A 23,247-nucleotide genomic window follows, 5' to 3' on the forward strand; every position below is an offset into this window, starting at 1 on the left:
CCGCCCGGCCTCCGTCCCCTCCGGCGCGCGACCCTCCACGGATCGTGGAAGGTACCGTCCAGCAGACGTTGCTGGATCCCGCCCGGGCGCCGGTGCGAGGCTCGTCGCCGTACCGCGGACCCTTCCGCGCGTCACCCTCCTCCTTCCTTCCTCCTCTTTCCCTTGTCCGCCGGCGAGCCCCTCCGGAGAGCGGGAACACCCATGTCCCAAGCCACCTGCGCGCGACTGGCCGCGCTGAGCCTCGTCTGGGGCTCCGTCTTCCTGTGGATCAAGATCGCCGGGTACGGCTTCTCGCCCGTGCAGACGGTCCTCGCCCGGCTCGCGCTCGGCGCCGCCGTCCTCCTCGCCATCGGACGCGCGAGGGGCCTGCGGCTGCCGAAGGAGAAGGCCGTCTGGGGCCATCTGACCGTGGCCGCGCTCCTCGGCAACGCGATCCCCTGGACCCTGTACGCGGAGGGGGAGGTCGAGGGCTCCAGCGGCGTCGCCGCCGTCGTCAACGGCAGCGCCCCGATCTGGACCCTGGCCACCGCGCTGCTGCTCGGCCGGGAGAAGCGGATCTCCGGCTTCGAGGCGGGCGGCGTCCTGATCGGGCTCGGCGGCACCGCGCTCATCGCCTCCCCGTGGAACTCCGCCCCGACCGGCAGCGGTTGGAGCGTCCTCTGCTTCGTCCTCGGCTCGGTCAGCTTCGGCGCCGGCTTCGCGTACGCGGGCAGGTTCCTGGTGGGGAGGGGCATTCCGCCCCTGACGCTCGCGGGCGGCCAGCTCGGCGCGGCCACCGTGCTGCTCCTGGCCGTCTTTCCGTTCCTGGGCCTCCAGGACGTCACCTGGCGCGCCGACTCGGTGGTCTCGGTCCTCGTCCTCGGCGTGGTCTGCACCGGCTTCGCCGCGCTGCTCAACTTCGAGCTGATCGTCAAGGACGGTGCCGCGGTCGCCTCCACCGTCGCCTATCTGATGACCGCCGTGGCCGTGGTGCTCGGCGCCGCGGTGCTGCGCGAACCGCTCGGCCCGACCGTGTGGCTGGGCGCGGCGGCGGTCCTCGCGGCCACCGTCCTGCTCCGGCGCGGGCCGCGCCCGGCGGCGGAGGGGAAGGCGCCCGAACCGGCCGCACGGCCGGCTCCGGAGGCCCGCACGCAGACCGCCGGACCCGCCGATTGATCCCCGGCGCCGGAGCCGGGGGACGCGCACGGCCTTCGCGGCCGACCGGTTCGAGGGGTACGGGGGGCTGCCGGCCCCCGGCGGGGCGGGGCGCCGTTCGGTGCGTACCGCACGTGTGCCGGGGACGCCCGCGACCCGATTGCGGTGCCGTCGGGCAGGACGGGACACGACCGAGCGCGAGGCCCTCGTCGCCCTGGTCCGCCGCCCGACCGCCCGACCGCCCGGCGGGGGACGCGGACGGTCCGGCCGCCGGGACGGCGGCCGCCCCGGACCGCCTACCCTTGACGCATGACGAGCAGCAGCGACCGGAGCACCGCAGTGAGCGTTGACGGCACCAAGACCTATGAGATCCGCACCTACGGGTGCCAGATGAACGTCCACGACTCCGAGCGGCTCTCCGGTCTGCTGGAGGAGGCGGGTTACGTACGGGCCCCCAAGGGCGCCGACGGCGACGCCGACGTCGTCGTCTTCAACACGTGCGCGGTCCGCGAGAACGCCGACAACAAGCTGTACGGCAACCTCGGCCGGCTCGCCCCGATGAAGACCACCCGCCCGGGCATGCAGATCGCCGTCGGCGGCTGCCTCGCCCAGAAGGACCGCGACACCATCGTCAAGAAGGCCCCGTGGGTCGACGTGGTCTTCGGCACGCACAACATCGGCAAGCTGCCGGTCCTCCTGGAGCGCGCCCGCGTCCAGGAGGAGGCGCAGATCGAGATCGCCGAGTCCCTGGAGGCCTTCCCCTCCACGCTGCCGACCCGCCGCGAGTCCGCGTACGCCGCCTGGGTCTCGATCTCCGTCGGCTGCAACAACACCTGCACCTTCTGCATCGTCCCGGCCCTGCGCGGCAAGGAGGAGGACCGCCGCCCCGGCGACATCCTCGCCGAGATCGAGGCGCTGGTCGCCGAGGGCGTCTCCGAGATCACCCTGCTCGGCCAGAACGTCAACGCGTACGGCTCCGACCTCGGCGACCGCGAGGCCTTCTCCAAGCTGCTGCGCGCCTGCGGGCAGATCGAGGGCCTGGAGCGGGTCCGCTTCACCTCCCCGCACCCCCGCGACTTCACCGACGACGTGATCGCGGCGATGGCCGAGACCCCGAACGTCATGCCGCAACTCCACATGCCGCTCCAGTCCGGCTCGGACACGGTCCTCCGGGCGATGCGCCGCTCGTACCGCCAGGAGCGCTTCCTCGGCATCATCGAGAAGGTCCGCGCTGCCATCCCGCACGCGGCCATCTCCACCGACATCATCGTGGGCTTCCCCGGCGAGACCGAGGAGGACTTCCAGCAGACGATGCACACCGTCCGCGAGGCCCGCTTCGCGAACGCCTTCACCTTCCAGTACTCCAAGCGTCCCGGGACCCCGGCGGCCGAGATGGAGGGGCAGATCCCCAAGGAGGTCGTGCAGGACCGCTACATGCGGCTCGTCGCGCTCCAGGAGGAGATCTCCTGGGAGGAGAACAAGAAGCAGGTCGGCCGCGTCCTGGAGGTCATGGTCGCCGAGGGCGAGGGCCGCAAGGACGGCGCCACCGACCGCCTCTCGGGCCGCGCCCCCGACAACCGGCTCGTCCACTTCACCAAGCCGGACGGGGACGTGCGCCCCGGCGACGTCGTGACCGTCGAGATCACCTACGCCGCCCCGCACCACCTCCTCGCCGAGGGACCGGTCGCGTCGGTGCGCCGCACCCGCGCGGGCGACGCCTGGGAGAAGCGCACCGCCGAGAGGCCGAAGGGCGTCCTGCTCGGCCTCCCCAAGATCGGCGTCCCGGCCCCCCTCCCGGCGGCCGACGCCCCGGCCTGCGGGGCGAGCCACTGACCTGAGGCCCGGCGACCCCGGCCCCGGCGGTTCGGATCCGCCGGGGCCGGGGCCGTGCCGGTCCCGGCCCCGGAGCTGTGCCGGTCGCAAGGGCCGTGTCGGCCGGGGCCCGTCGAGCCCGGCGGTCGTGCCTGTCCGGGGGCGTGCCGTTCCGGGTCCGTCGCTCCTGGGGCCGTTTCGGTCCGGGGACCGAGGGCCCGGGGGCTCGCCGTCCCCGGGCCCGCCCGGTCCCGGGCGCACCAGGGGCCTTCCCCGGACCGCACCGGCCCGGCGCAGTAAGGTGCGGATCATGCTTGTCGCCGCAGCCGTCTGCCCCTGCCCGCCGCTCCTCGTGCCCGAGGTCTCGACCGGCGCCGCCCCCGAGCTGGACGCCGTGCGGGCCGCCTGCGCGGACGCCGTCGGACTGCTCGCCGCCGCCCGCCCGGACCGGCTGTACGTCGTCGGGCCCGTGGCCGACGGCGCCGACGGGGTCTTCCCGGCCGGCGCCACGGGCTCCTTCGCCGGATTCGGCGTCGACCTCTCCGTACGCCTCGGCGACGGCCCGGCCGGCGAACGTCCCCTCCCCGCCCCCCTCGCCGTCGGGGCCTGGCTCCTCGACCGGGCCCGCTGGGCCGGCGCGCCCGTCGAAGGACGGGGGGTGGGGGAGCGGACCCCGGCCGAAACCTGCGCGGGAACCGGCCGCGAGCTCGCCGGCTCCGCCGACCGCGTCGCTCTCCTCGTGATGGGCGACGGCAGCGCCTGCCGGACGGTGAAGGCCCCCGGATACCTCGACGAACGGGCCGCCGGCTTCGACGCGGAGGCCGTCCGCGCGCTCGCCGGGGCCGACGTGCCCGCGCTGCTCGCCCTCGACGCAGGGCTCGCGCACGAGCTGAAGGCGTCCGGCCGCGCCCCCTGGCAGGTCCTCGCGGGCGCCGCCGAGGGCGCCGGACTCGACGGCCGGCTGCTCCACGAGGACGACCCCTACGGGGTGGAGTACGTCGTCGCGGCCTGGTCCTGAACGACCCCGGAAACGGCCCGGACACGACGGCGGACGGCCGCGCAGCCACATGGCTCCGCGGCCGTCCGCCGTCTCGCCGGGGAACCGGCGCAGGGGAAACCGTCAGGCGGCCGGCGGCGGCGTCACGCCACCGGTCCCGGGAGCCCCACCGGTCCCGGGCGCACCACCGCTGCCCGGCGTGCCGCCGGTCCCGGGCGTGCCGCCGGCACCCGGCGCGCCGTCGCTCCCCGGAGCGCCGCCGTCCTTGTGGCCCATCCGGTCGATCGCTTCCTTCGCCTTGCCCGTACCGGAGTGGATCTTGTCGCTGTACTTGCCCTTGGTCCTCTCGTCGACCACCTTCGCGGCCTTGTCCAGGCCCTGGTCGATCTTGTCCCCGTGCTGGTGCGCCAGATCGGCGACCTTCTCCTTGGCCGGGGCGAGCTTGGCCTTCAGCGAATCCATGAGACCCATGGGGGCACCTTCCCTCCGCGGACCCTCACGGGCCCGTCCTTCGTGTCCTGCCCCCAGCACCCGGGGGCCTGCCTGCGCGCCTTCGGCCGCCTCGGCGCCCTCCGCACGGTCCGCTTTCCCGTTCTCCCCCGAAGAACTCACGCTTCTCCGGCGGAACGCGCGACCGCGTCCGTCTTCCTGCGCCGTCGGACAGGTCCTGGGGCGGGAACCTATGGCAAAAACTTGCCAAAACACCCATATCCACTCCTCACCCTACTCGGAGGGAAGGGGCCCCGCGACGACCGGCGCCCGGGCGCCGCGTACGGGGCAACGAGGCCGGAGGGGGCCCGTCACGTAGCTCGTTCGGGGACGGGGTGCGAGGTTTGCGAGACTGGGGCGGTGAGAAGCGCAGCTCCCGCCCCGCGGGTCATCGCCGTCGTCGGCCCCACGGCAGCCGGAAAGTCCGATCTGGGTGTGTTCCTGGCCCAGCAGCTCGGCGGCGAGGTCGTCAACGCCGACTCGATGCAGCTCTACCGGGGGATGGACATCGGGACCGCCAAACTGGCGCCCGAGGAGCGCGGCGACGTCCCGCACCACCTCCTCGACATCTGGGACGTCACCGAGGCCGCCAGCGTCGCCGAGTACCAGCGCCTCGCCCGCGCCGAGATCGACCGGCTGCTCGCCGCCGGCCGCACCCCGGTCCTCGTCGGCGGCTCCGGCCTCTACGTGCGGGGGGCCGTCGACGCCCTGGAGTTCCCCGGCACCGACCCCGCCGTCCGGGCCCGCCTGGAGGCCGAGCTCGACGAGCGCGGCTCCGGCGTCCTGCACGCCCGGCTCGCCGAGGCCGACCCCGGGGCGGCCCGCGCCATCCTGCCCAGCAACGGACGCCGCATCGTCCGGGCCCTCGAAGTGATCGAGATCACCGGCAAGCCCTTCACCGCCAACCTCCCCGGCCCCGACTCCGTCTACGACACCGTCCAGATCGGCGTCGACGTGGCCCGCCCCGAGCTCGACGAACGGATCACCACGCGCGTGGACCGGATGTGGGAGGCCGGACTCGTCGACGAGGTGCGCGCCCTGGAGGCGCGGGGCCTGCGCGAGGGCCGCACCGCCGCCCGCGCCCTCGGCTACCAGCAGGTCCTCGCGGCGCTCGCGGGGGAGTGCACCGAGGACGAGGCGCGCGCCGAGACCGTGCGGGCCACCAAGCGTTTCGCCCGACGTCAGGACTCCTGGTTCCGCCGCGACCCGCGCGTGCACTGGCTCAGCGGCGCCGCCGAGCACCGGAGAGAACTCCCGCGAGAGGCGCTCTCGTTGGTCGAACGAGCGGTTACAGCCTGATCACGTGATGGCATCGGGACGCCCTGCCCGTCATTCCGGCGGTCGGGAGCGTGCCATCATCGAGCATCGATCGACCAAGTGGAGTCCGAGTGGGGAGGGCGCGTGGCGATGGAGGCCGGCCCTCGCGACAGAGAACAGCACGAGGCGGTCCTGGGCGACCCGGCGGCGGACCCGTCGGGTGACGCCCCCGGACGCCCCGGGCATCCGGCGGACGACGCTCCGGTCGGGACCCCGGGGCTGACCCCGGACGGCCCCGACGACGCGGTCGGCACCGCCGTCGAGGTGGACGCCGACGAGGTCGAGGTCGAGCTGCGCCCCCAGCGGCGGCTGCGGATCTGGCAGCTCGCCCCGATCGTGGGCCTCGCCGCCGTCGGCTCGCTGATGTTCGCCTTCCCGCTCGCCTTCGGCTCCGGGGACGGCGGCGCCGTCGTCGCCATGCTCGGCCTGCTCATCAGCTCCTGCGCGGCGGGCTGGGGCGTGATGGCCGCCCGCAAGGTCGGCCACACCTGGCCCGGCCTCCCGGCGCGCGGCTCCGGCGAGCGCCCCGACTGGCGCGTCCTCGCCCTGTACGTGGCGACCATCGGGGCCCTGGTGGCCCTCGCCGTCTGGCGCGTGGCCCGCCTCCGCTGAACCCGCGCCGGGGGATCCGTACGCCCCGGATTCCGTATGCCTCGGGACCGGTAGGCCCCGGCCCCGTGTCCACCGCACCCGCGCCGGGGGGTTCCGTACGCCCCGGGGTCCGTAGGCCCCGGCCCCGCATCCGCGCCGGGGGGTTCCGTACGCCCCGGCCCCGCATCCACCGCACCCGTGCCGAGCGGCACCCGCGTGTCCCGTCCCGCCCCCGCCGCCCCCGCCCCGCGGCACCCGCGCGCCCCCGCCCCGTACAGTTGATCTCGTGACCAGCGCGCAGACCTCCCCGCTCCGTTTCCTCAAGGGCCACGGCACCGAGAACGACTTCGTGATCGTCCCCGACGCGGAGAACGCCCTCGACCTGCCCCCCGCCGCCGTCGCCCGGCTCTGCGACCGGCGGGCCGGCATCGGGGGCGACGGGCTGCTGCACGTCGTGCGCAGTGCCGCCCACCCCGAGGCCCGGCACCTGGCCGACGAGGCCGAGTGGTTCATGGACTACCGCAACGCCGACGGCTCGGTCGCCGAGATGTGCGGCAACGGGGTCCGGGTCTTCGCCCGCTACCTGGAGCACGCCGGACACGTCACCGCCGGCGAGGTGGCCGTCGCCACCCGCGGCGGGACCAAGCGCGTCCACCTCGACAAGGACGGCTCCGTCACCGTGGCCATGGGCCGCGCGGTCCTCCCCGGGGCCGCCGCCACGATCACCGTCGACGGCCGCAGCTGGCCCTCCCGCAACGTGAACATGGGCAACCCCCACGCGGTCGCCTTCGTCGAGGACCTCGACCACGCCGGAACCCTGTTCACCGAGCCGGCCTACGCGCCCGCTGCGGTCTACCCGGACGGGGTCAACATCGAGTTCGTCGTCGACCGGGGCCCCCGCCACGTCGCCATGCGGGTCCACGAGCGCGGCGCCGCCGAGACCCGCTCCTGCGGCACGGGCGCGTGCGCCGTCGCCGTCGCCGCCGCCCGCCGGGACGGCGCCGACCCCGCGGAGACCGGCACCCCCGTCACGTACACCGTCGACGTCCTCGGCGGGACCCTGGTCATCACCGAGCACCCCGACGGGCGGATCGACATGACCGGTCCGGCCGTCATCGTCGCCGAGGGCACCGTCGACCCCGCCTGGCTGGCCGAGGGCCCCGCGAACGCCGCAGCCCCCGGAATCGAAACTGTCAACGGCTGAATTATCGCTCGAATGGGTGATCCGATTCACGCTGAGCGAGAGCGTGACTGCGCCGCGTGGTGGGGTCGGTAGCATCAAGCACCGGCCCCCGGGCACGCCTGGCCCGCCCACCGCCGGTCTGTCGCCGGAGGTGCCCCATGAGCGCAGAGGCCACCAACCCTGTGAGCGCGGCGGAGGACGCCGCCACCGACACGACCGTCCGCAGACGCGGACGCGCCCGCATCGACCTGCGCCGGCTCGGCCGCGCCGCCCTGCTCGGCGCCACCGCCGGACCGGCCCCCCGTGACCGGCTGCCCGACGCCATCGGCCACGTCGCCGAGGCCCACCGCGCCCACCACCCCGAGGCCGACCTGACGGTGCTCCGCCGGGCGTACGTGCTCGCCGAGTCCTCGCACCGCGGCCAGTTCCGCAAGAGCGGCGAGCCGTACATCACCCACCCGCTCGCGGTCACCCTCATCCTGGCCGAGCTCGGCGCCGAGACCACCACCCTGACCGCCTCCCTCCTCCACGACACCGTCGAGGACACCGAGGTGACGCTCGATCAGGTCCGCCGGGAGTTCGGCGACGAGGTCGCCTACCTCGTCGACGGCGTCACCAAGGTCGAGAAGATCGACTACGGCGCCGCCGCCGAACCCGAGACCTTCCGCAAGATGCTCGTCGCCACCGGCAACGACGTCCGGGTCATGTCGATCAAACTCGCCGACCGCCTCCACAACATGCGCACCCTCGGCGTCATGCGCCCCGAGAAACAGGCCCGGATCGCCCGGGTCACCCGGGACGTCCTCATCCCGCTCGCGGAACGCCTCGGCGTCCAGGCCCTCAAGACCGAGCTGGAGGACCTCGTCTTCGCCATCCTCCACCCCGAGGAGTACGAGACCACGCGCGCGCTCATCGCCGGCAACCCGCACGCCCCCGACGCGCTCGGCGCCGTCGCCGAACAGGTCGACACCGTCCTGCGCGAGGCGGGCATCGGCGCCGAAGTCCTCGTCAGGCCACGGCACTTCGTCTCCGTCCACCGCGTCCGCCTCAAGCGCGGCGAGCTGCGCGGCTGCGACTTCGGCCGGCTCCTCGTGCTCGTCGCCGAGGACGCCGACTGCTACGCGGTCCTCGGCGAGCTGCACACCTGCTTCACCCCGGTGATCTCCGAGTTCAAGGACTTCATCGCGGCGCCCAAGTTCAACCTGTACCAGTCCCTGCACACCGCCGTCGCCGCCCCCGACGGGGCCGTGGCCGAGGTCCTCATCCGGACCCACCGGATGCACAAGGTCGCGGAGGCCGGGGTCGTCGCCCTCGGCAACCCCCACGTGGGACAGGAGCAGCCGGAGGGCGCGGCGCCCCCGGCGCCCGAGGACGGTGAGCGCGTCGACCCCACCCACCCGGGCTGGCTCTCCCGACTCCTCGACTGGCAGCAGTCCGCCCCCGACCCCGACACCTTCTGGACGTCCCTGCGCGCCGACCTCGCCGAGGACGACGAGATCACCGTCTTCCGCGCCGACGGCGGCGCTCCCGGCACGATCAGCCTGCCCGCCGGCGCCAGCTGCGTCGACGCCGCCTACGCCCAGCACGGCGAGGCCGCCCACTCCTGTCTCGGCGCCCGCGTCAACGGGCGCCTCGCACCCCTGAGCACCGTCCTGGGCGACGGGGACACCGTCCAGCTCCTGCTCGCCCAGGACCCCGTCTCCGGCCCGTCCCCGGAGTGGCTGGACCACGCCCGGACCCCCGCCGCCCGGATCGCCATCACCGAGTGGCTGCGGGCCCACCCCGAGAGTGCCGAGCCCCAGCTCCCGGCCCGCCCCGACGCCCAGGCCGGGACACGGCCCGATCCCCGCCCGGCCACCGCCCGCCGCTCCGGCGCCGAACTCCACGCCGAGCCGGACGGCGAGCAGCCGCCCCCCGCCGTCCGGCCCGCCGGGTGCTGCACCCCCGTGCCCCCCGACGAGATCACCGGCTTCCGGGTGCGCGGCGGATCGGTCACCGTCCACCGCTCCGGCTGCGCCTCCGCCGACGCCATGCGCCGGGTCGGCCGCGCGCCCGTCGCCGTCCGCTGGGGCGACGCCGCCCAGGGCCGGGTCACCCTCGTCGCCGAGTCCTTCGGCAGGCCCGGGCTCCTCGCCGACCTCACCGAGGCCATCGCCACCGCCGGGGCCGCGGTCGTCTCCGCGACCGTCGAGCCGCCCAGCGAACAGCGGGTCCGCCACACGTACACCCTCCACCTCCCCGACGCGGCGGAGCTGCCCGCCCTCATGCGCGCCATGCGGGACGTGCCCGGGGTCTACGACGTGAGCCGCGCCCGCCACCGCGCCTCCCCCCGCCCGCGCCCGCGCCGGACCTGACGGGACGGGCCGTGACCGGACGGGGCGGGCACGCGGGCGCGGGGAGCGGCCGTGCGACCGGACGGGACGGACACGCGGACGCGGGGGAGCGTCGTACGACCGGGCACGCGGGCGCGGGGAGCGACCGCGCGACCGGACGGGGCGGGCACGTGACCCCCGGGCGTGACCCCCTTCGGGTGGCGGGCGGGCGAGCCGCCCCGGCGCACGGCGAGAGCCCTGGTAGCCGTAGGTCCAGTCCTCCGGAAAGGCCCTGGCCCATGCCGTTCGCCCGATCCCCCGTGCCGTTCGACCGCGCTCCCCTGCCCCGCGCCCGGTGGCTCCGCTCCGCCGCCCTGATCGCCTCCTCGGCCGGGCTCGTCGCCGCCTCCCTGCCCGCCCCCGCGCCGCTCGGCATCGGCGACCCGCTCTTCCCGCACCTCGGCAACCCGGGCTACGACGTCCTCGCGTACGCCCTCGACGTCGCGTACCCCGGCGTGAACACGAAGCCGCTCTCCGCCGTCACCCGGATCGACGCGCTCGCCACCGACGACCTGGAGCGGATCAACCTCGACTTCACCCACGGCGAGGTCTCCGCGGTCACCGTCAACGGCCGCCCCGCCGCGTACGCGAGCAGCGGCGAGGACCTGGTCGTCACCCCCGCCGCGCCCGTCGGCGCGGGCGAGCCGGTCCGGATCACCGTCACCCACACCAGCGACCCCTCCGGCCCCGCCGACACCGGCGGCTGGGTCCGCACCGGCGACGGCCTCGCCATGGCCAACCAGGCCGACGCCGCCCACCGGGTCTTCCCGTCCAACGACCACCCGGCGGACAAGGCGTACTTCACCTTCCGGATCACCGTCCCCGACGGGCTCACCGCCGTCGCCAACGGCCTGCCCGCCGGCCGGGTCCGCCACGGCTCCCGGACCACCTGGACCTACCGCACCCGCCACCCCATGGCCACCGAGCTCGCCCAGATCTCCATCGGCCGCTCCGCCGTCGTCCACCGCGAGGGCCCGCACGGGCTGCCCCTGCGGGACGTGGTGCCCACCGCCGACCGGGAGCTCCTGGAACCCTGGCTCCGCAGGACGCCGGGGCACGTGGAGTGGATGGAGCGGCAGGTCGGCCCGTACCCCTTCGAGACGTACGGCGTGCTCGTCGCCGACGCGACCACGGGCTTCGAGCTGGAGACCCAGACCCTCTCGCTCTTCGAGCGCCGCCTCTTCGCGGACACGACCCTCCCCGAGTGGTACGTCGACTCGATCATGGTCCACGAGCTGGCCCACCAGTGGTTCGGCAACAGCGTCTCGCCCCGCAGCTGGTCCGACCTGTGGCTCAACGAGGGGCACGCGAGCTGGTACGAGGCCCTGTACGCCGAGGAGACCGCCGGCCGGTCCCTGGAGCGGCGCATGAAGGCCGCCTACGCCGCCTCCGACGGGTGGAGGGCGGCCGGCGGGCCCCCGGCCGCCCCCGAGCCCCCCTCGCCGGACCACAAGATCAGCCTCTTCCGGCCGGTCGTCTACGACGGCAGCTCCCTCGTCCTCTACGCGCTCCGCCAGGAGATCGGCGCCGACGCCTTCCGGCGCCTGGAGCGCGCCTGGGTCACCCGGTACCGGAACGGGAACGCCGCCACCGCCGACTTCGTCGCCCTGGCCGGCCGGACCGCCGGCCGCGACCTCACCGGCTTCTTCCGGGGCTGGCTGTACGGGGAGAAGACCCCGCCCATGCCCGGACACCCGGACTGGCGCAGCAACCCGGCCCCGGGCGGCGCCCCGAAGACCGGGTGACGGGCCCGGGGGACACCGGGAAACCCCGGACGACGGCCCGGGGAAGCCGGCCGGCGGACCGCCACGGGCGCCGGAACCCCGGGCGGCGGGCCCGGCGCACGCCGGGAAACCCGGACGACGGGCCTCGGCGGACACCGGGAAACCCGGATGACGGGCCTCGGCGGGCCGTGTCACCATCGTCCGGTCGGCGAGGCGGCCGGGGTCCGGGAATCTTCCGGCACCCGCGCGCGTTGTCACCGTCACACACCTGTTTCTCCCCGGACGTAAGGATCCAATGACCTCCTCTTCATCCCCTTCCCAGGACAACCAGAGCTTCGCGGAGACGAGCCGTACCGAGAGCCTTCGGGCCGATGCCCTGATGGAAGAGGACGTCGCCTGGAGCCACGAGATCGACGGAGAGCGGGACGGCGACCAGTTCGACCGCTCCGAGCGCGCGGCCCTGCGCCGCGTCGCCGGCCTCTCCACCGAGCTCGAGGACGTCACCGAGGTCGAGTACCGCCAGCTGCGCCTGGAGCGCGTCGTGCTGGTCGGCGTCTGGACCTCGGGGACCGTGCAGGACGCCGAGAACTCCCTCGCGGAGCTCGCGGCCCTCGCCGAGACGGCGGGCGCCCTCGTGCTCGACGGCGTGATCCAGCGCCGCGACAAGCCGGACCCGGCCACCTTCATCGGCTCGGGCAAGGCGCGCGAGCTGCGGGACATCGTGGTCGAGAGCGGTGCCGACACCGTCGTCTGCGACGGCGAGCTCAGCCCCGGCCAGCTCATCGCCCTCGAAGACGTCGTCAAGGTGAAGGTGGTCGACCGGACCGCCCTCATTCTCGACATCTTCGCCCAGCACGCCAAGTCCCGAGAGGGCAAGGCGCAGGTCGCGCTCGCGCAGATGCAGTACATGCTGCCGAGGCTGCGCGGCTGGGGCCAGTCGCTCTCCCGGCAGATGGGCGGCGGCGGCGGTGGCGGCATGGCCACCCGCGGTCCCGGTGAGACCAAGATCGAGACCGACCGGCGCCGCATCCGCGAGAAGATGGCGAAGATGCGCCGGGAGATCGCCGAGATGAAGACCGGCCGCGACATCAAGCGGCAGGAACGGCGCCGCAACAACGTGCCGTCGGTCGCCATCGCGGGATACACCAACGCCGGCAAGTCATCCCTGCTCAACCGGCTCACGGGCGCGGGCGTCCTCGTGGAGAACGCGCTGTTCGCCACGCTCGACCCGACCGTCCGCCGGGCCGAGACGCCCACCGGCCGGGTCTACACCCTGGCCGACACGGTCGGCTTCGTCCGGCACCTTCCGCACCACCTGGTCGAGGCGTTCCGCTCCACCATGGAGGAGGTCGGCGACTCCGACCTCATCCTGCACGTGGTGGACGGCTCGCACCCCGCCCCGGAGGAGCAGCTGGCCGCCGTGCGCGAGGTCTTCCGGGACGTCGGCGCGGTGAACGTGCCGGAGATCGTCGTCGTCAACAAGGCCGACGCGGCGGACCCGCTGGTCCTCCAGCGGCTGCTGCGGACGGAGAAGCACTCCATCGCGGTCTCGGCCCGCTCGGGCCGGGGCATCGAGGAACTGCTCGCGCTCATCGACGCCGAACTGCCGCGCCCCAGGGTCGAGATCGAGGCCCTGGTGCCGTACACGCAGGGCGGTCTGGTCTCGCGGGTGCACGCCGAGGGCGAGCTGGAGTCCGAGGAGCACACCCCCGAGGGCACCCTGCTCAAGGCCAGGGTGCACGAGGAACTGGCGGCGCTCCTGGCGCCGTTCGTGCCCGCCGCGCACTGACACCGCCGTACGCCGGAGGCGCCGGTCCCCTCCCTTCCGGGAGGGGACCGGCGCCTCCGGCCGTTCTCCGTGCGGTGCGGGTCAGCGGGCGTATTTCTTGCTGACCGTCTCGTGGGCCGCCCTGGCGCCGCTGCCGAGCTGCGGCCCGGCGAGCCAGCCGCTGCTGCCGGCCGGGCCGATCGAGGTGTTCGACACGAGCGCCGTCTTCCCGTTCGGCAGCACCCGGAACCAGCCGCCGCCGGACGAACCCGCCGTCATCGTGCAGCCGATCCGGTACATCACCGGGGTCGCGGGCGCCGTGGTGAGCCGCGTCGCCCGGTCCAGGCACTTGTGCATGATCACGCCGTTGTACGGCGCGGCCTGCGGGTACCCCCAGGCGCCGATCGTCCCGGCCCGCGCGGGCGCCGGGGCGGAGAAGTCGACCGGCAGGGCGGCGCCCACGGTCTCCTCCAGGGACTTGGTGCCCCGCTGCGGCTTCACGTGCAGCACGGCGTAGTCGTACGGCCAGGCCTGGCCGGTGCCGCCGGACCTGATCCACTCGCCCGAGGTCACGGCCCAGTCGGCCCAGTACTGGCCGTACGGATACACCTCGTGCGGCTTCGCGTCGCGCAGCGCGGCGGGGGACTTGCCCAGGTCGTTGTACGAGGGCACGAAGGTGATGTTGCGGTACCAGCCGCCCTTCTTGCCCGCGTGGACGCAGTGCCCGGCCGTCCAGACCAGGTTCGACTTCCCGGGCCGGCGGGGGTCCTTCACGACGGTGCCGGAGCAGACCATGTGGCCCTGCGGCGCGTCGAAGAAGATCTTGCCGACCGGGGCCGCGTTGCGGTGGTACGGCGTCCTCTCGGGCTGCGCCCGCACGGGCCGGGGCGTCGGATCGGTGCCACTGGCGCCCGCCTGGGTGGTGATCGTCCGGTCCGGGCTCTGCGCGGACTGCATGCGCGCCGGGTCCCAGAGGCCTTCGATCACCGGGTTGACGAAGTCCTCGGCCTCACGCAGCCACTTGTCGCGGTCCCAGTTCTTCCACTCGCCCTCCTTCCACCGGTCCGGATCGACGCCGTGCTTCCTGAGCTTGTCGGCGAGGTCCCCGGTGAGGCCGGAGCCGCCGTCACCGGCGCCGTCCCCGCCGTCGGACGCGGGCGCGGAGCTGCTCGCCCCCGCGGCCGGCCCGTCGGCGGCGGCCGGGGTCCCGGTGGGGCCGCAGGCCGTGGCGGTCAGCGCGAGCGCCGTGGCCAGGCCGAGGGCGGCGGGTACGAGTCGTGCGGAGCGCATGTGGTGATTTCCCCCTGAGGTGTGTCCCGCTGCGATGCGCCCGGTCGGGGCCCTCTGCCGGGGCGCCTCGCCGGGACGTGTTCCACTGCCCGGGGCCGGCCGTGGTCCGGCGCGGCCCACGGGGCGGACGCGACATGCGTGGAGGCGGGACCCGGGGGCCCCGCCTCCGTGCCGGGCCCTACTGCCCGGCGTACTTCTTGCTGACCGCGTCGAAGACGCCCTTGGCCTCCGGGCCGAGGCGCGGACCGGCGAGCCAGCCCGCCGTCGACGGGCCGATCGAGGTGTTCGACACCAGCGCGGGCTTGCCGTCGCCGCCCTCGGCGACCCAGCCGCCGCCGGACGAACCGCCGGTCATCGTGCAGCCGATCCGGTACATCGTCGGCTGGTTCGCCTTCAGGGACAGTCGGCCCGGCTTGTCCTGGCACTGGAACATCTTCTGGCCGTCGAACGGCGCCGCCGCCGGGTAACCGGTCGCCGTCAGGCTCGCGACCTTCGGCACGGCGGGCGCGTTGAACTCCACCGGGAGCGCCGAACCGACCGTCTCCTCCAGCGACTTGGCCGAGGAGCCCTTCTCCGGGGTCACCTTGATGACCGCGAAGTCGTAGGGAGCGCCCGCGCCGCCCGTGCTCGCGCCCTCGGCGATCCACTGGTCGGAGGTCTTGACCCACTCCGCCCACCACACGCCGTACGGGGCGATCTGCTCCCGCGTCGCCTTCTCCAGGTCGGAGGTCGCCAGCGCCGAGTCGTTGTACGAGGGCACGAAGGCGATGTTGCGGTACCAGCCGCCCTTCTTCCCCTTGTGCACGCAGTGACCGGCCGTCCAGACCATGTTGGACCTGCCCGGCTGCGCCGGGTCCTTCACGACGGTGGCCGAGCAGACCATGGAGCCCTCGGGGCCGTCGAAGAAGACCTTGCCGGACTCGGGGGCGTTGTCGTGGTACTTCGCGCCCACGGCCTTCGCCCGCACCGGGTCCGGAGTCGGGTCGGTGACGCCCTCGTCGCCCGAGATGTCCTCCTCCTCGACCGGCTTGTCGGGGCGCTCGGCCTCCCGCATCCGGTCCGGGTTCCAGAGGTCCTCGATGATCGGGTTGACGAAGTCCTTGGCCTCACGCAGCCACTTGTCGCGGTCCCAGTTCTTCCACTCGCCGTCGCGCCACTTGTCGAGGTCGATCCCGTGTTCCTTCAGGCGGCCCTTCAGGTCCTCCGGAATCTTGATCTTCCCGGCCGGGTTCGAGGTCGCGGGCGCGCTGGGCTTGTCCCCCGCGTTCTCCTCGGTCGGCCCGCAGGACGTGACGGTGAGCGTCAGCGCCGCGACGGCGGCGGCCGCCGTCAGCAGCGGACGAATCGATCGCATCTCGTGTTCCCCCTGGGACTACGTCAACTTGTACGGCTCGTGCAATGGCTCGTTCACGGGCTTGCTCGTGGGCCTGCTTCGCGGGCCTGCCCGTGGGCGAACCGTGGCCGAATCCGGGCGGACCGCGGCCGACGGCCCCCACTATGCCGGTGCCGGAGGGGACGGTACGCGCCCGGTCGGTGGTTCCGGGCACCGTTCGGTCGTTGCCGTGCCGTGATCCGGGACACGCCAAGATCTTGCTTCCGGCCCGTGATCCCGGGGAGTTCCCGTCGTTGGTACGTACGGGGGACACAACGGAGGCGCTCGGGACGGCCCTTGCGGCCACTTCGTGACGTCCCGATGTGCAACGCAACTGTTACAGCGGGAGGACACCGAGCCGTGGCCGTGACCGAATCAGCTCCGTCCGCCCCGGCGGAGCCGCACGCCCCGCCGACCTCGGCGGACGCGCCGGACGAAGCGGATGAAGCGGGCGAAAACCCCGAAGGCTCCCCGTCCCGCGAAGGCGTCGAGAAGGCCGGAGGGGACGGAGGGGGCGCGAGCTTCGGAGGGGGTGCGGGGAGCGGGGGAGCCGGGGAGGGCCGCGGCGCCGGAGGGGCGCACGCGTCCCCGGCGGGGCGGACGGTGCGGGGGACCGGGTACGAGGGGATCCTGCGCCGCCAGTCCCTGCGCGAGTCCGCCGCCCGCACCTACGCCCGCTCCCTGCCGATCGTGCCCGTGCGGGCCCGGGGGCTGACCATCGAGGGCGCCGACGGCCGCCGCTACCTGGACTGCCTCTCCGGCGCCGGGACGCTCGCGCTCGGCCACAACCACCCCGTGGTCCTCGAAGCCGTCAAGAAGGTCCTCGCCTCGGGCGCCCCGCTCCACGTCCTCGACCTCGCCACCCCCGTCAAGGACGCCTTCACCTCCGAGCTGTTCGCCACCCTCCCCGCCGCACTGGCCGACGACGCCCGCATCCAGTTCTGCGGACCGGCGGGCACCGACGCCGTCGAAGCCGCCCTCACGCTCGTCCGCACCGCCACCGGCCGCGACGGCCTCCTCGCCTTCACCGGCGCCTACCACGGCATGACCGCCGGAGCCCTCGCCGCCTCCGGCGGGGCCCACGACGTCCGCGTGACCCGGCTGCCCTACCCGCACCCGTACCGCTGCCCCTTCGGCACCGGCGGCGAACGCGGCGCGGAACTCTCCGCCCGCTGGACCGAGAGCCTCCTCGACGACCCCAAGAGCGGCGTCACCACCCCCGCCGGAATGATCGTCGAGGCCGTCCAGGGCGAGGGCGGCGTCATCCCCGCCCCCGACGACTGGATGCGCCGGATGCGCCGGATCACCGCCGACCGCTCCATTCCCCTCGTCGTCGACGAGATCCAGACCGGGGTCGGCCGCACCGGCGCCTTCTGGGCCGTCGAGCACAGCGGCGTCGTACCCGACGTGATGGTCCTCTCCAAGGCCATCGGCGGCTCCCTCCCCCTCGCCGTCGTCGTCTACCGCTCCGCGCTCGACGCCTGGGAACCCGGCGCCCACGCCGGCACCTTCCGGGGCAACCAGCTCGCCATGGCCGCCGGCACGGCCACCCTCGCGTACGTCCGCGAGAACGGTCTCGCCGAACGGGCCGGCACCCTCGGCGCCCGCATCCTCGGACAGCTCCAGGGCCTCGCCGCAGCCCACCCGTGCGTCGGCGACGTCCGCGGCCGGGGCCTGATGATCGGGGTCGAACTCGTCGACCCCGACGCGGCCGGACCGGACGACACCGCCCCGCCCGCCGCCCCCGCCCTGGCCCTCGCCGTCCAGCAGGAGTGCCTGGCCCGCGGGCTCATCGTCGAACTCGGCGGCCGCCACTCCGCGGTGGTCCGGCTCCTGCCGCCGCTCACCCTCACCGACGAGCAGGCCACCGCCGTACTGGACCGCTTCGCCGACGCCCTCGCCGCCGCCGAACGGGCCCGCGGCCCCCACCCGCCCCCTTCCCGACGGGCTACGGCCCCCGTGCCCGCCCCCGGGCCGTCCCACTGACCCCGGACCGCCCCCGGCCCCACCCCCAAGGAAGCCCGTGAACGCCACGCCCACCTCCCCGGCGCCCGCCACCACCCCCCTCCTCACCACCGACCCCCTCACGGCCGGAACCTTCACCTCCGGGACGCTCGCCTCCGAGAGTTCCGGCCCGGGGACGCTCGCCTCCGGGGCGCCCGGCCCGGGGGAGCCCACGGCCGAGAGGCCCGGCCCGGGCCAGTCCATGGCCGAGAAGCCCGGCCCGGGGGAGTCCCGCTCCGAGGGGTCCGACTCCGCGGAGCCCACCGTCCCCCGCCAGCACGCCGGGCCGCACGGCCCCCGGTCCTCCCGGTCCGTCACCGACCCCCTGGACGACCCCGACCCGCGGCGCGCCGCCGACACCGCCGCGGTCGAGAGCCTCCTGCGCTGCTGGGTCCGGGAGAAGAACCTCCCCGCCCCCGACTCCACCACCCTCCGCGTCCCCCTCGACGCCAGCGGCACCGCCCTCCTCGTCCCCGTCCACTACTGGTCGCCCACCGGCTGGCACCGCTTCGGCGCCCCCGCCCTCGAAGGGCTCCCCGCCTCGGCGCCGACGGTCGACGCCGTCACCGTCGCCGCCCTCCTCAGCCGGGAGACCGGCCGTCCCGAGGGGACCGAACTCGTCGGCCGCGTCGCCGACTCCGCCCGCCGCACCGCCGACTTCATCGCCGAGCGCCGCCACCGGCCCCAGCCCCACCCGGACGCCGACCTGTTCCTGGCCGCCGAGCAGTCCCTCCTGCTCGGCCACCCCCTCCACCCCACGCCCAAGAGCCGCGAAGGCCTCACCGAGGCCGAGTGCCACCTCTACTCACCCGAGCTGCACGGCGCCTTCCCCCTCCACTGGTTCGCCGTCGACGCCTCCCTCCTGGCCTCCGACTCCGCCTGGACCGAACAGGGCCGGCCCGTCACCGCCGAACAGATCGCCCTCGGCCTCGCCGAGGGACTCGCGGTCCCCACCGGCACCGTGCCCCTGCCCCTCCACCCCTGGCAGGCCCGGGAACTCCGCCACCGCCCCGACGTCCGCGCCCTCCTCGACGACGGCCTCCTCCACGACCTCGGGCCCCACGGCGCCCCCTGGCACCCGACCTCCTCCATCCGCACCGTGCACCGCCCCGGCGCCCCGGCCATGCTCAAGCTCTCCCTCGGCCTGCGCATCACCAACTCCCGCCGCGAGAACCTCCGCAAGGAGCTGCACCGCGGCGTCGAGGTCCACCGACTGCTCCGGACCGGCCTCGTCGACGAGTGGCAGGCCGCCCACCCGGGCTTCGACATCGTCCGCGACCCCGCCTGGCTGGCCGTCGACGCCCCGGACGGCACCCCCGTTCCCGGCCTCGACGTCATGATCCGCCACAACCCCTTCGGCCCCGGCGACGACGCCGTCTGCATCGCCGCCCTCACCGCCCCCCGCCCCTGGCCCGGGTCCACCGCCATGCGCTCCCGGCTCGCCGACGTCATCGGCCGGCTCTCCGCCCGCACCGGCCGCCCCACCGCCGCCGTGGCCGCCGAGTGGTTCCTCCGCTACCTCGACCACGTCGTCCGCCCCGTCCTCTGGCTCGACGGGCACGCCGGCATCGCCCTGGAGGCCCACCAGCAGAACACCCTGGTGCTCCTGGACCCGGAGGGCTGGCCGGCCGGCGGCCGCTACCGCGACAACCAGGGCTACTACTTCCGCGAGTCCCACCGCGCCGAACTGGAGAGCCGCCTCCCCGGCATCGGCGCCCACAGCGACACCTTCGTCTCCGACCCGGTCACCGACGAGCGCTTCGCCTACTACCTCGGCATCAACAACGTCCTCGGCCTGATCGGCGCCTTCGGGGCCCAGCACCTCGCCGACGAACGCGTCCTGCTCGCCGCCCTCCGCAGCTTCCTCACCTCCGCCACCAGCCTGGGATCGCCCCTCCCGCACCGGCTCCTGGAAGCCGCGACCCTGCGCAGCAAGGCCAACCTCCTCACCCGCCTCCACGGCCTGGACGAACTCGTCGGCCCGGTCGACACCCAGTCCGTCTACGTCACCGTCACCAACCCCCTCCGCGCCTGACCCGCACCCGCACCCTCACCTCCGACCGTCCCGGCGCCGTCCCCGCCGACGACCCCGCCCCCGCCGACGACCCACGTCCCGACCGCACCGCCGAGAGAGAGCGACACCGTGTCACCCACCCGCCCCCCGGTCGACCCACCGGGGGACGACACCCTCGACCTGAGGGTCGACGACCTCGTCGCCCTCCTCACCCGCGGAGCGCCACCGCAGCCCCCGGCCGCCGGCGCCCCCACCGACGTCTCCTCCGTCGACGTTCCTCCCCCTCCCTCTCTCGCCCCCGCCGTCGGCGCTTCTGCCGTCGATGCCTCCGCCGACGGCGCCTCTGCCGGCGACACCTCTGCCGTCGGCGCCCCCGGCTCCGACGCCCCCGCCGCCGTCCTCTTCCGCGGCGGCCACCCGCACCACGAACTCCTCGACGGCGACCTGCTCGACTCCGTCGCCTCCTGGAGCCCCGCCGCCACCCCGGTCGGCTCCTTCCGGCTCGTCCCCGTCCGGCTCGAACGGGACCTGCCGCTCCTCGTCCGGTGGATGAACGACCCCTCCGTCGCCGCCTTCTGGGAGCTCGCCGGACCCGAGACCGTGACCGCCGAACACCTCCGCGCCCAACTGGAGGGCGACGGCCGGAGCGTCCCCTGCCTCGGCCTGCTCGACGGCACCCCCATGAGCTACTTCGAGATCTACCGCGCCGACCTCGACCCGCTCGCCCGGCACTATCCGGCGCGCCCCCACGACACGGGCGTCCACCTGCTGATCGGAGGCACCACCGACCGGGGCCGGGGCGTCGGCACCACCCTCCTGCGGGCCGTCGCCGACCTGGTCCTCGACCACCGCCCCCGATGCGCCCGTGTCCTCGCCGAACCGGACCTCCGCAACACCCCCTCCGTCTCGGCCTTCCTCGGCGGCGGCTTCCGCTACGCGGCGGAAGTCGACCTCCCCGACAAAAGAGCCGCCCTCATGATTCGTGACCGCGCCCTGCGGCACGTCCTCTGAACAACCCCCTCCCTTGCGTACACCGCTCGTCCCACAGCGGTCCCACCCCGAGGAGTCCTCGTGTCGACGTCCCCTGCACCCCACGGCTCCGCACAACCCGCCCCTCCCACTCAGATCCCTCCCACTCAGACCCCTCCTACTCCGACCCCTTCCACTCAGACCCCTTCCATCCCGCCCCCTTCCATCCCGGCCCCGGCCTCTCCCGCCACCGCCCCCCTCCCGGCACCAGCCCCCTCGTCCGCATCCGATGTCCCGCCCCCGGGACCCGAAGCCCTCCCCTCCGCGTCCCACGCCCCGGCCTTCGGCGTCGACGCGTCGACCTCCCGGCCCCACGCCTCCTCCTCCGACACCCCGCCCCCCGCGCCCGAACTGCTCGTGCCCCCCGAGCTGAACGCCACCGCCTGGGCCCGGGCCTCCTCCCGCCTCCTCGCCAAGCTCCTCGCCGAGTTCGCGTACGAGGAGGTCCTCGAACCCGTCCCGGTCGAAGACCGGGGCGGTGACCCCGACCGTCACGCGCTGCGGCTTGACGACGGCACCACGCTCACCTTCCGCGCCCGCCGGGGCGCCTACGGCAGCTGGCGCGTCGCCGCCGACTCGATCGCCCACGAGGGCCGGCCCCTGACCGACCCCTTCGACCTCCTGGTCCGCGCCCGCGGCCTCCTCCGGCTCGACGGCGCCACCCTCGGCCACCTCATCCGCGAACTCTCCGCCACCCTCGCCGCCGACACCCGCCTCGACCACACGGCCCTCACCGCCGACCGGCTGGCCGACCTCTCCTACGCGGAGCTCGAAGGGCACCAGACCGGCCACCCCTGGCTCGTCCTCAACAAGGGACGCATCGGCTTCTCCGCCTCCGACACCGCCCGCTGGGCCCCCGAGGCACGCCGCCCCACCCGGCTGCCGTGGATCGCCGTCAGCCACCGCCTCGCCGCCTACCGCGGCGTCCCCGGCCTGGAAACCCCGGACCTCCTCTACACCCGTGAACTCGACCCCGAGGTCCGCGCAGCCTTCCGTGCCGCCCTCACGGCCCGTGGCCACGCACCCGACGACTACCTCCTGCTGCCCGTCCACCCCTGGCAGTGGGACGAGGTCCTGCTCCCGCTCTACGCGCCGGCCGTCGCCGCGGGCGACATCGTCCCCCTCCCCGCCGACGGCGACCTCCGTCTGCCCCAGCAGTCCGTCCGTACCTTCCTCAACACCAGCCGCCCCGAACGGCACACCGTCAAGCTCCCCCTCTCGGTGCTCAACACCCTCGTCTGGCGCGGACTGCCCACCGAGCGCACCCTCGCCGCCCCCGCCGTGACCGCCTGGGTCCACGGACTGCGCGACGCCGACCCGTTCCTGCGGGACGAGTGCCGCGTGATCCTCCTCGGGGAGGTCGCCTCCGTCACCGTCGAGCACCCGTTGTACGACCGGCTGCCCGAAGTCCCGTACCAGTACAAGGAACTGCTCGGCGCGATCTGGCGGGAGCCCCTGGGACTGCCCCCGGGCGAGCGCGCCCGCACCCTCGCCGCCCTCCTCCACACCGACCCGGCCGGCCGGGCGTTCGTGGCCGAACTCGTCGAGCGCTCGGGGCTCGCCCCCACCGACTGGCTCCAGCACCTCTTCACCGCTCTGCTCCCTCCTCTGCTGCACTTCCTCTACCGCTACGGCACCGTCTTCTCGCCCCACGGCGAGAACGCGATCGTCGTGTACGACGCCGACGACGTCCCCGTACGCCTGGCGATCAAGGACTTCGTCGACGATGTGAACATCAGTGCCCACCCGCTTCCCGAACACGCCACCCTTCCGGACGACGTCCGCGACGTCCTGTTGACGGAGGAGCCCGGCTTTCTGACCCAGTTCATCCACTCGGGGCTCTTCGTCGGCGTCCTCCGCTACCTCGCACCGCTCTGCGAGGAGCAACTCGGCGTTCCCGAGCAGGACTTCTGGGCCCTCGTCCGCGCCGAGATCCTGCGCCACCAGGCGCGCTTCCCCGAGCTGAAGGAGCGCTTCGAACTCTTCGACCTCCTCACCCCCCGCATCGAGCGGCTCTGCCTCAACCGCAACCGTCTGCACCTGGACGGCTACCGGGACCGGTCCGAGCGCCCCCACGCGGCCGTCCACGGGACCGTTCCCAATCCGCTCGCGTGACCGGGCTGTCAGCGCCGCCCCGTAGGGTGGGAGGGC

At 74.5% G+C, this 23,247-nt stretch carries 16 protein-coding genes; 13 read left to right on the forward strand and 3 right to left on the reverse strand.

All coding sequences use genetic code 11. The annotated features are described in order from the left end of the window. The first annotated feature begins 201 nt into the window (after positions 1-201). The 3 genes from ACIQKA_RS18230 (at position 202) to ACIQKA_RS18240 (ending at position 3,964) form a co-directional block, all read left to right on the forward strand. Positions 202-1,155 carry a DMT family transporter gene (locus tag ACIQKA_RS18230; RefSeq protein ID WP_402541508.1) on the forward strand — a complete coding sequence of 318 codons (954 nt, stop codon included), beginning with the start codon at positions 202-204 and terminating at the stop codon, positions 1,153-1,155. 288 nt (positions 1,156-1,443) lie between these two features. Continuing rightward, positions 1,444-2,967: a tRNA (N6-isopentenyl adenosine(37)-C2)-methylthiotransferase MiaB gene (miaB, locus tag ACIQKA_RS18235; RefSeq protein WP_402541510.1), complete on the forward strand. Its 1,524-nt coding sequence runs from the start codon at positions 1,444-1,446 to the stop codon at positions 2,965-2,967. A 289-nt stretch (positions 2,968-3,256) separates the two neighbouring features. Then, positions 3,257-3,964 carry a class III extradiol dioxygenase subunit B-like domain-containing protein gene (locus ACIQKA_RS18240; RefSeq protein WP_383154592.1) on the forward strand — a complete coding sequence of 236 codons (708 nt, stop codon included), beginning with the start codon at positions 3,257-3,259 and terminating at the stop codon, positions 3,962-3,964. Between the two features lie 102 nt (positions 3,965-4,066). Here the strand turns inward: ACIQKA_RS18240 and ACIQKA_RS18245 are convergent, their stop codons facing one another. After that, on the reverse strand, positions 4,067-4,414 hold the full coding sequence (locus tag ACIQKA_RS18245; protein ID WP_383433776.1) for an antitoxin: 348 nt from the start codon (positions 4,412-4,414) through the stop codon (positions 4,067-4,069). 378 nt (positions 4,415-4,792) lie between these two features. On the opposite strand from ACIQKA_RS18245, the gene miaA reads away from it, so the two are divergent. The 6 genes from miaA (at position 4,793) to hflX (ending at position 13,408) form a co-directional block, all read left to right on the forward strand. Then, the gene (gene miaA / locus ACIQKA_RS18250; protein ID WP_383433773.1) at positions 4,793-5,731 is read left to right on the forward strand and encodes a tRNA (adenosine(37)-N6)-dimethylallyltransferase MiaA; all 939 of its coding nucleotides are present in this window, start codon (positions 4,793-4,795) and stop codon (positions 5,729-5,731) included. 108 nt (positions 5,732-5,839) lie between these two features. Then, positions 5,840-6,361, forward strand: a complete 522-nt coding sequence (locus tag ACIQKA_RS18255; protein WP_383153684.1) for a hypothetical protein — start codon at positions 5,840-5,842, stop codon at positions 6,359-6,361. 265 nt (positions 6,362-6,626) lie between these two features. Next, on the forward strand, positions 6,627-7,544 hold the full coding sequence (gene dapF / locus ACIQKA_RS18260; RefSeq protein ID WP_383153599.1) for a diaminopimelate epimerase: 918 nt from the start codon (positions 6,627-6,629) through the stop codon (positions 7,542-7,544). Positions 7,545-7,681: 137 nt separating this feature from the next. Then, on the forward strand, positions 7,682-9,877 hold the full coding sequence (locus ACIQKA_RS18265; RefSeq protein WP_402541513.1) for a RelA/SpoT family protein: 2,196 nt from the start codon (positions 7,682-7,684) through the stop codon (positions 9,875-9,877). Positions 9,878-10,134: 257 nt separating this feature from the next. Further along, positions 10,135-11,640, forward strand: a complete 1,506-nt coding sequence (locus tag ACIQKA_RS18270; protein ID WP_402541514.1) for a M1 family metallopeptidase — start codon at positions 10,135-10,137, stop codon at positions 11,638-11,640. Between the two features lie 274 nt (positions 11,641-11,914). Further along, on the forward strand, positions 11,915-13,408 hold the full coding sequence (hflX, locus tag ACIQKA_RS18275) for a GTPase HflX (RefSeq protein WP_383153607.1): 1,494 nt from the start codon (positions 11,915-11,917) through the stop codon (positions 13,406-13,408). A gap of 81 nt (positions 13,409-13,489) precedes the next feature. Here hflX and ACIQKA_RS18280 read toward each other — a convergent pair whose 3' ends face one another. Both ACIQKA_RS18280 and ACIQKA_RS18285 read right to left on the reverse strand, forming a co-directional pair. Further along, entirely contained in the window at positions 13,490-14,677 is a 1,188-nt protein-coding gene (locus ACIQKA_RS18280; protein ID WP_390111735.1) for a trypsin-like serine peptidase, read from the reverse strand. A 178-nt stretch (positions 14,678-14,855) separates the two neighbouring features. Beyond that, positions 14,856-16,031, reverse strand: coding sequence for a trypsin-like serine peptidase (locus tag ACIQKA_RS18285; protein ID WP_383153613.1), 1,176 nt, complete (start codon positions 16,029-16,031; stop codon positions 14,856-14,858). 339 nt (positions 16,032-16,370) lie between these two features. Between ACIQKA_RS18285 and ACIQKA_RS18290 the strand changes: the two genes are divergently transcribed. The 4 genes from ACIQKA_RS18290 (at position 16,371) to ACIQKA_RS18305 (ending at position 23,211) form a co-directional block, all read left to right on the forward strand. Next, on the forward strand, positions 16,371-18,035 hold the full coding sequence (locus tag ACIQKA_RS18290) for a diaminobutyrate--2-oxoglutarate transaminase family protein (RefSeq protein WP_402541515.1): 1,665 nt from the start codon (positions 16,371-16,373) through the stop codon (positions 18,033-18,035). 220 nt (positions 18,036-18,255) lie between these two features. Next, entirely contained in the window at positions 18,256-20,088 is a 1,833-nt protein-coding gene (locus ACIQKA_RS18295; RefSeq protein WP_383441963.1) for an IucA/IucC family protein, read from the forward strand. Positions 20,089-20,196: 108 nt separating this feature from the next. Next, positions 20,197-21,078, forward strand: a complete 882-nt coding sequence (locus ACIQKA_RS18300) for a GNAT family N-acetyltransferase (RefSeq protein ID WP_391096284.1) — start codon at positions 20,197-20,199, stop codon at positions 21,076-21,078. A 375-nt stretch (positions 21,079-21,453) separates the two neighbouring features. After that, positions 21,454-23,211, forward strand: a complete 1,758-nt coding sequence (locus ACIQKA_RS18305; protein ID WP_402541517.1) for an IucA/IucC family protein — start codon at positions 21,454-21,456, stop codon at positions 23,209-23,211. The last annotated feature ends 36 nt before the right edge of the window (positions 23,212-23,247 follow it).

It is taken from the genome of Streptomyces sp. NPDC092045 (assembly GCF_044756005.1).
Taxonomy (GTDB): domain Bacteria; phylum Actinomycetota; class Actinomycetes; order Streptomycetales; family Streptomycetaceae; genus Streptomyces.

Coding starts and splice junctions, on each gene's coding strand:
- ACIQKA_RS18280 (WP_390111735.1), bottom strand. CDS start 14,677: ATGCGCTCCGCACGACTCGTACCCGCCGCCCTCGGCCTGGCCACGGCG.
- miaB (WP_402541510.1), top strand. CDS start 1,444: ATGACGAGCAGCAGCGACCGGAGCACCGCAGTGAGCGTTGACGGCACC.
- ACIQKA_RS18255 (WP_383153684.1), top strand. CDS start 5,840: ATGGAGGCCGGCCCTCGCGACAGAGAACAGCACGAGGCGGTCCTGGGC.
- ACIQKA_RS18245 (WP_383433776.1), bottom strand. CDS start 4,414: ATGGGTCTCATGGATTCGCTGAAGGCCAAGCTCGCCCCGGCCAAGGAG.
- ACIQKA_RS18295 (WP_383441963.1), top strand. CDS start 18,256: ATGGCCGAGAAGCCCGGCCCGGGGGAGTCCCGCTCCGAGGGGTCCGAC.
- ACIQKA_RS18290 (WP_402541515.1), top strand. CDS start 16,371: ATGTGCAACGCAACTGTTACAGCGGGAGGACACCGAGCCGTGGCCGTG.
- hflX (WP_383153607.1), top strand. CDS start 11,915: ATGACCTCCTCTTCATCCCCTTCCCAGGACAACCAGAGCTTCGCGGAG.
- ACIQKA_RS18270 (WP_402541514.1), top strand. CDS start 10,135: ATGCCGTTCGCCCGATCCCCCGTGCCGTTCGACCGCGCTCCCCTGCCC.
- ACIQKA_RS18285 (WP_383153613.1), bottom strand. CDS start 16,031: ATGCGATCGATTCGTCCGCTGCTGACGGCGGCCGCCGCCGTCGCGGCG.
- ACIQKA_RS18240 (WP_383154592.1), top strand. CDS start 3,257: ATGCTTGTCGCCGCAGCCGTCTGCCCCTGCCCGCCGCTCCTCGTGCCC.
- ACIQKA_RS18230 (WP_402541508.1), top strand. CDS start 202: ATGTCCCAAGCCACCTGCGCGCGACTGGCCGCGCTGAGCCTCGTCTGG.
- ACIQKA_RS18265 (WP_402541513.1), top strand. CDS start 7,682: ATGAGCGCAGAGGCCACCAACCCTGTGAGCGCGGCGGAGGACGCCGCC.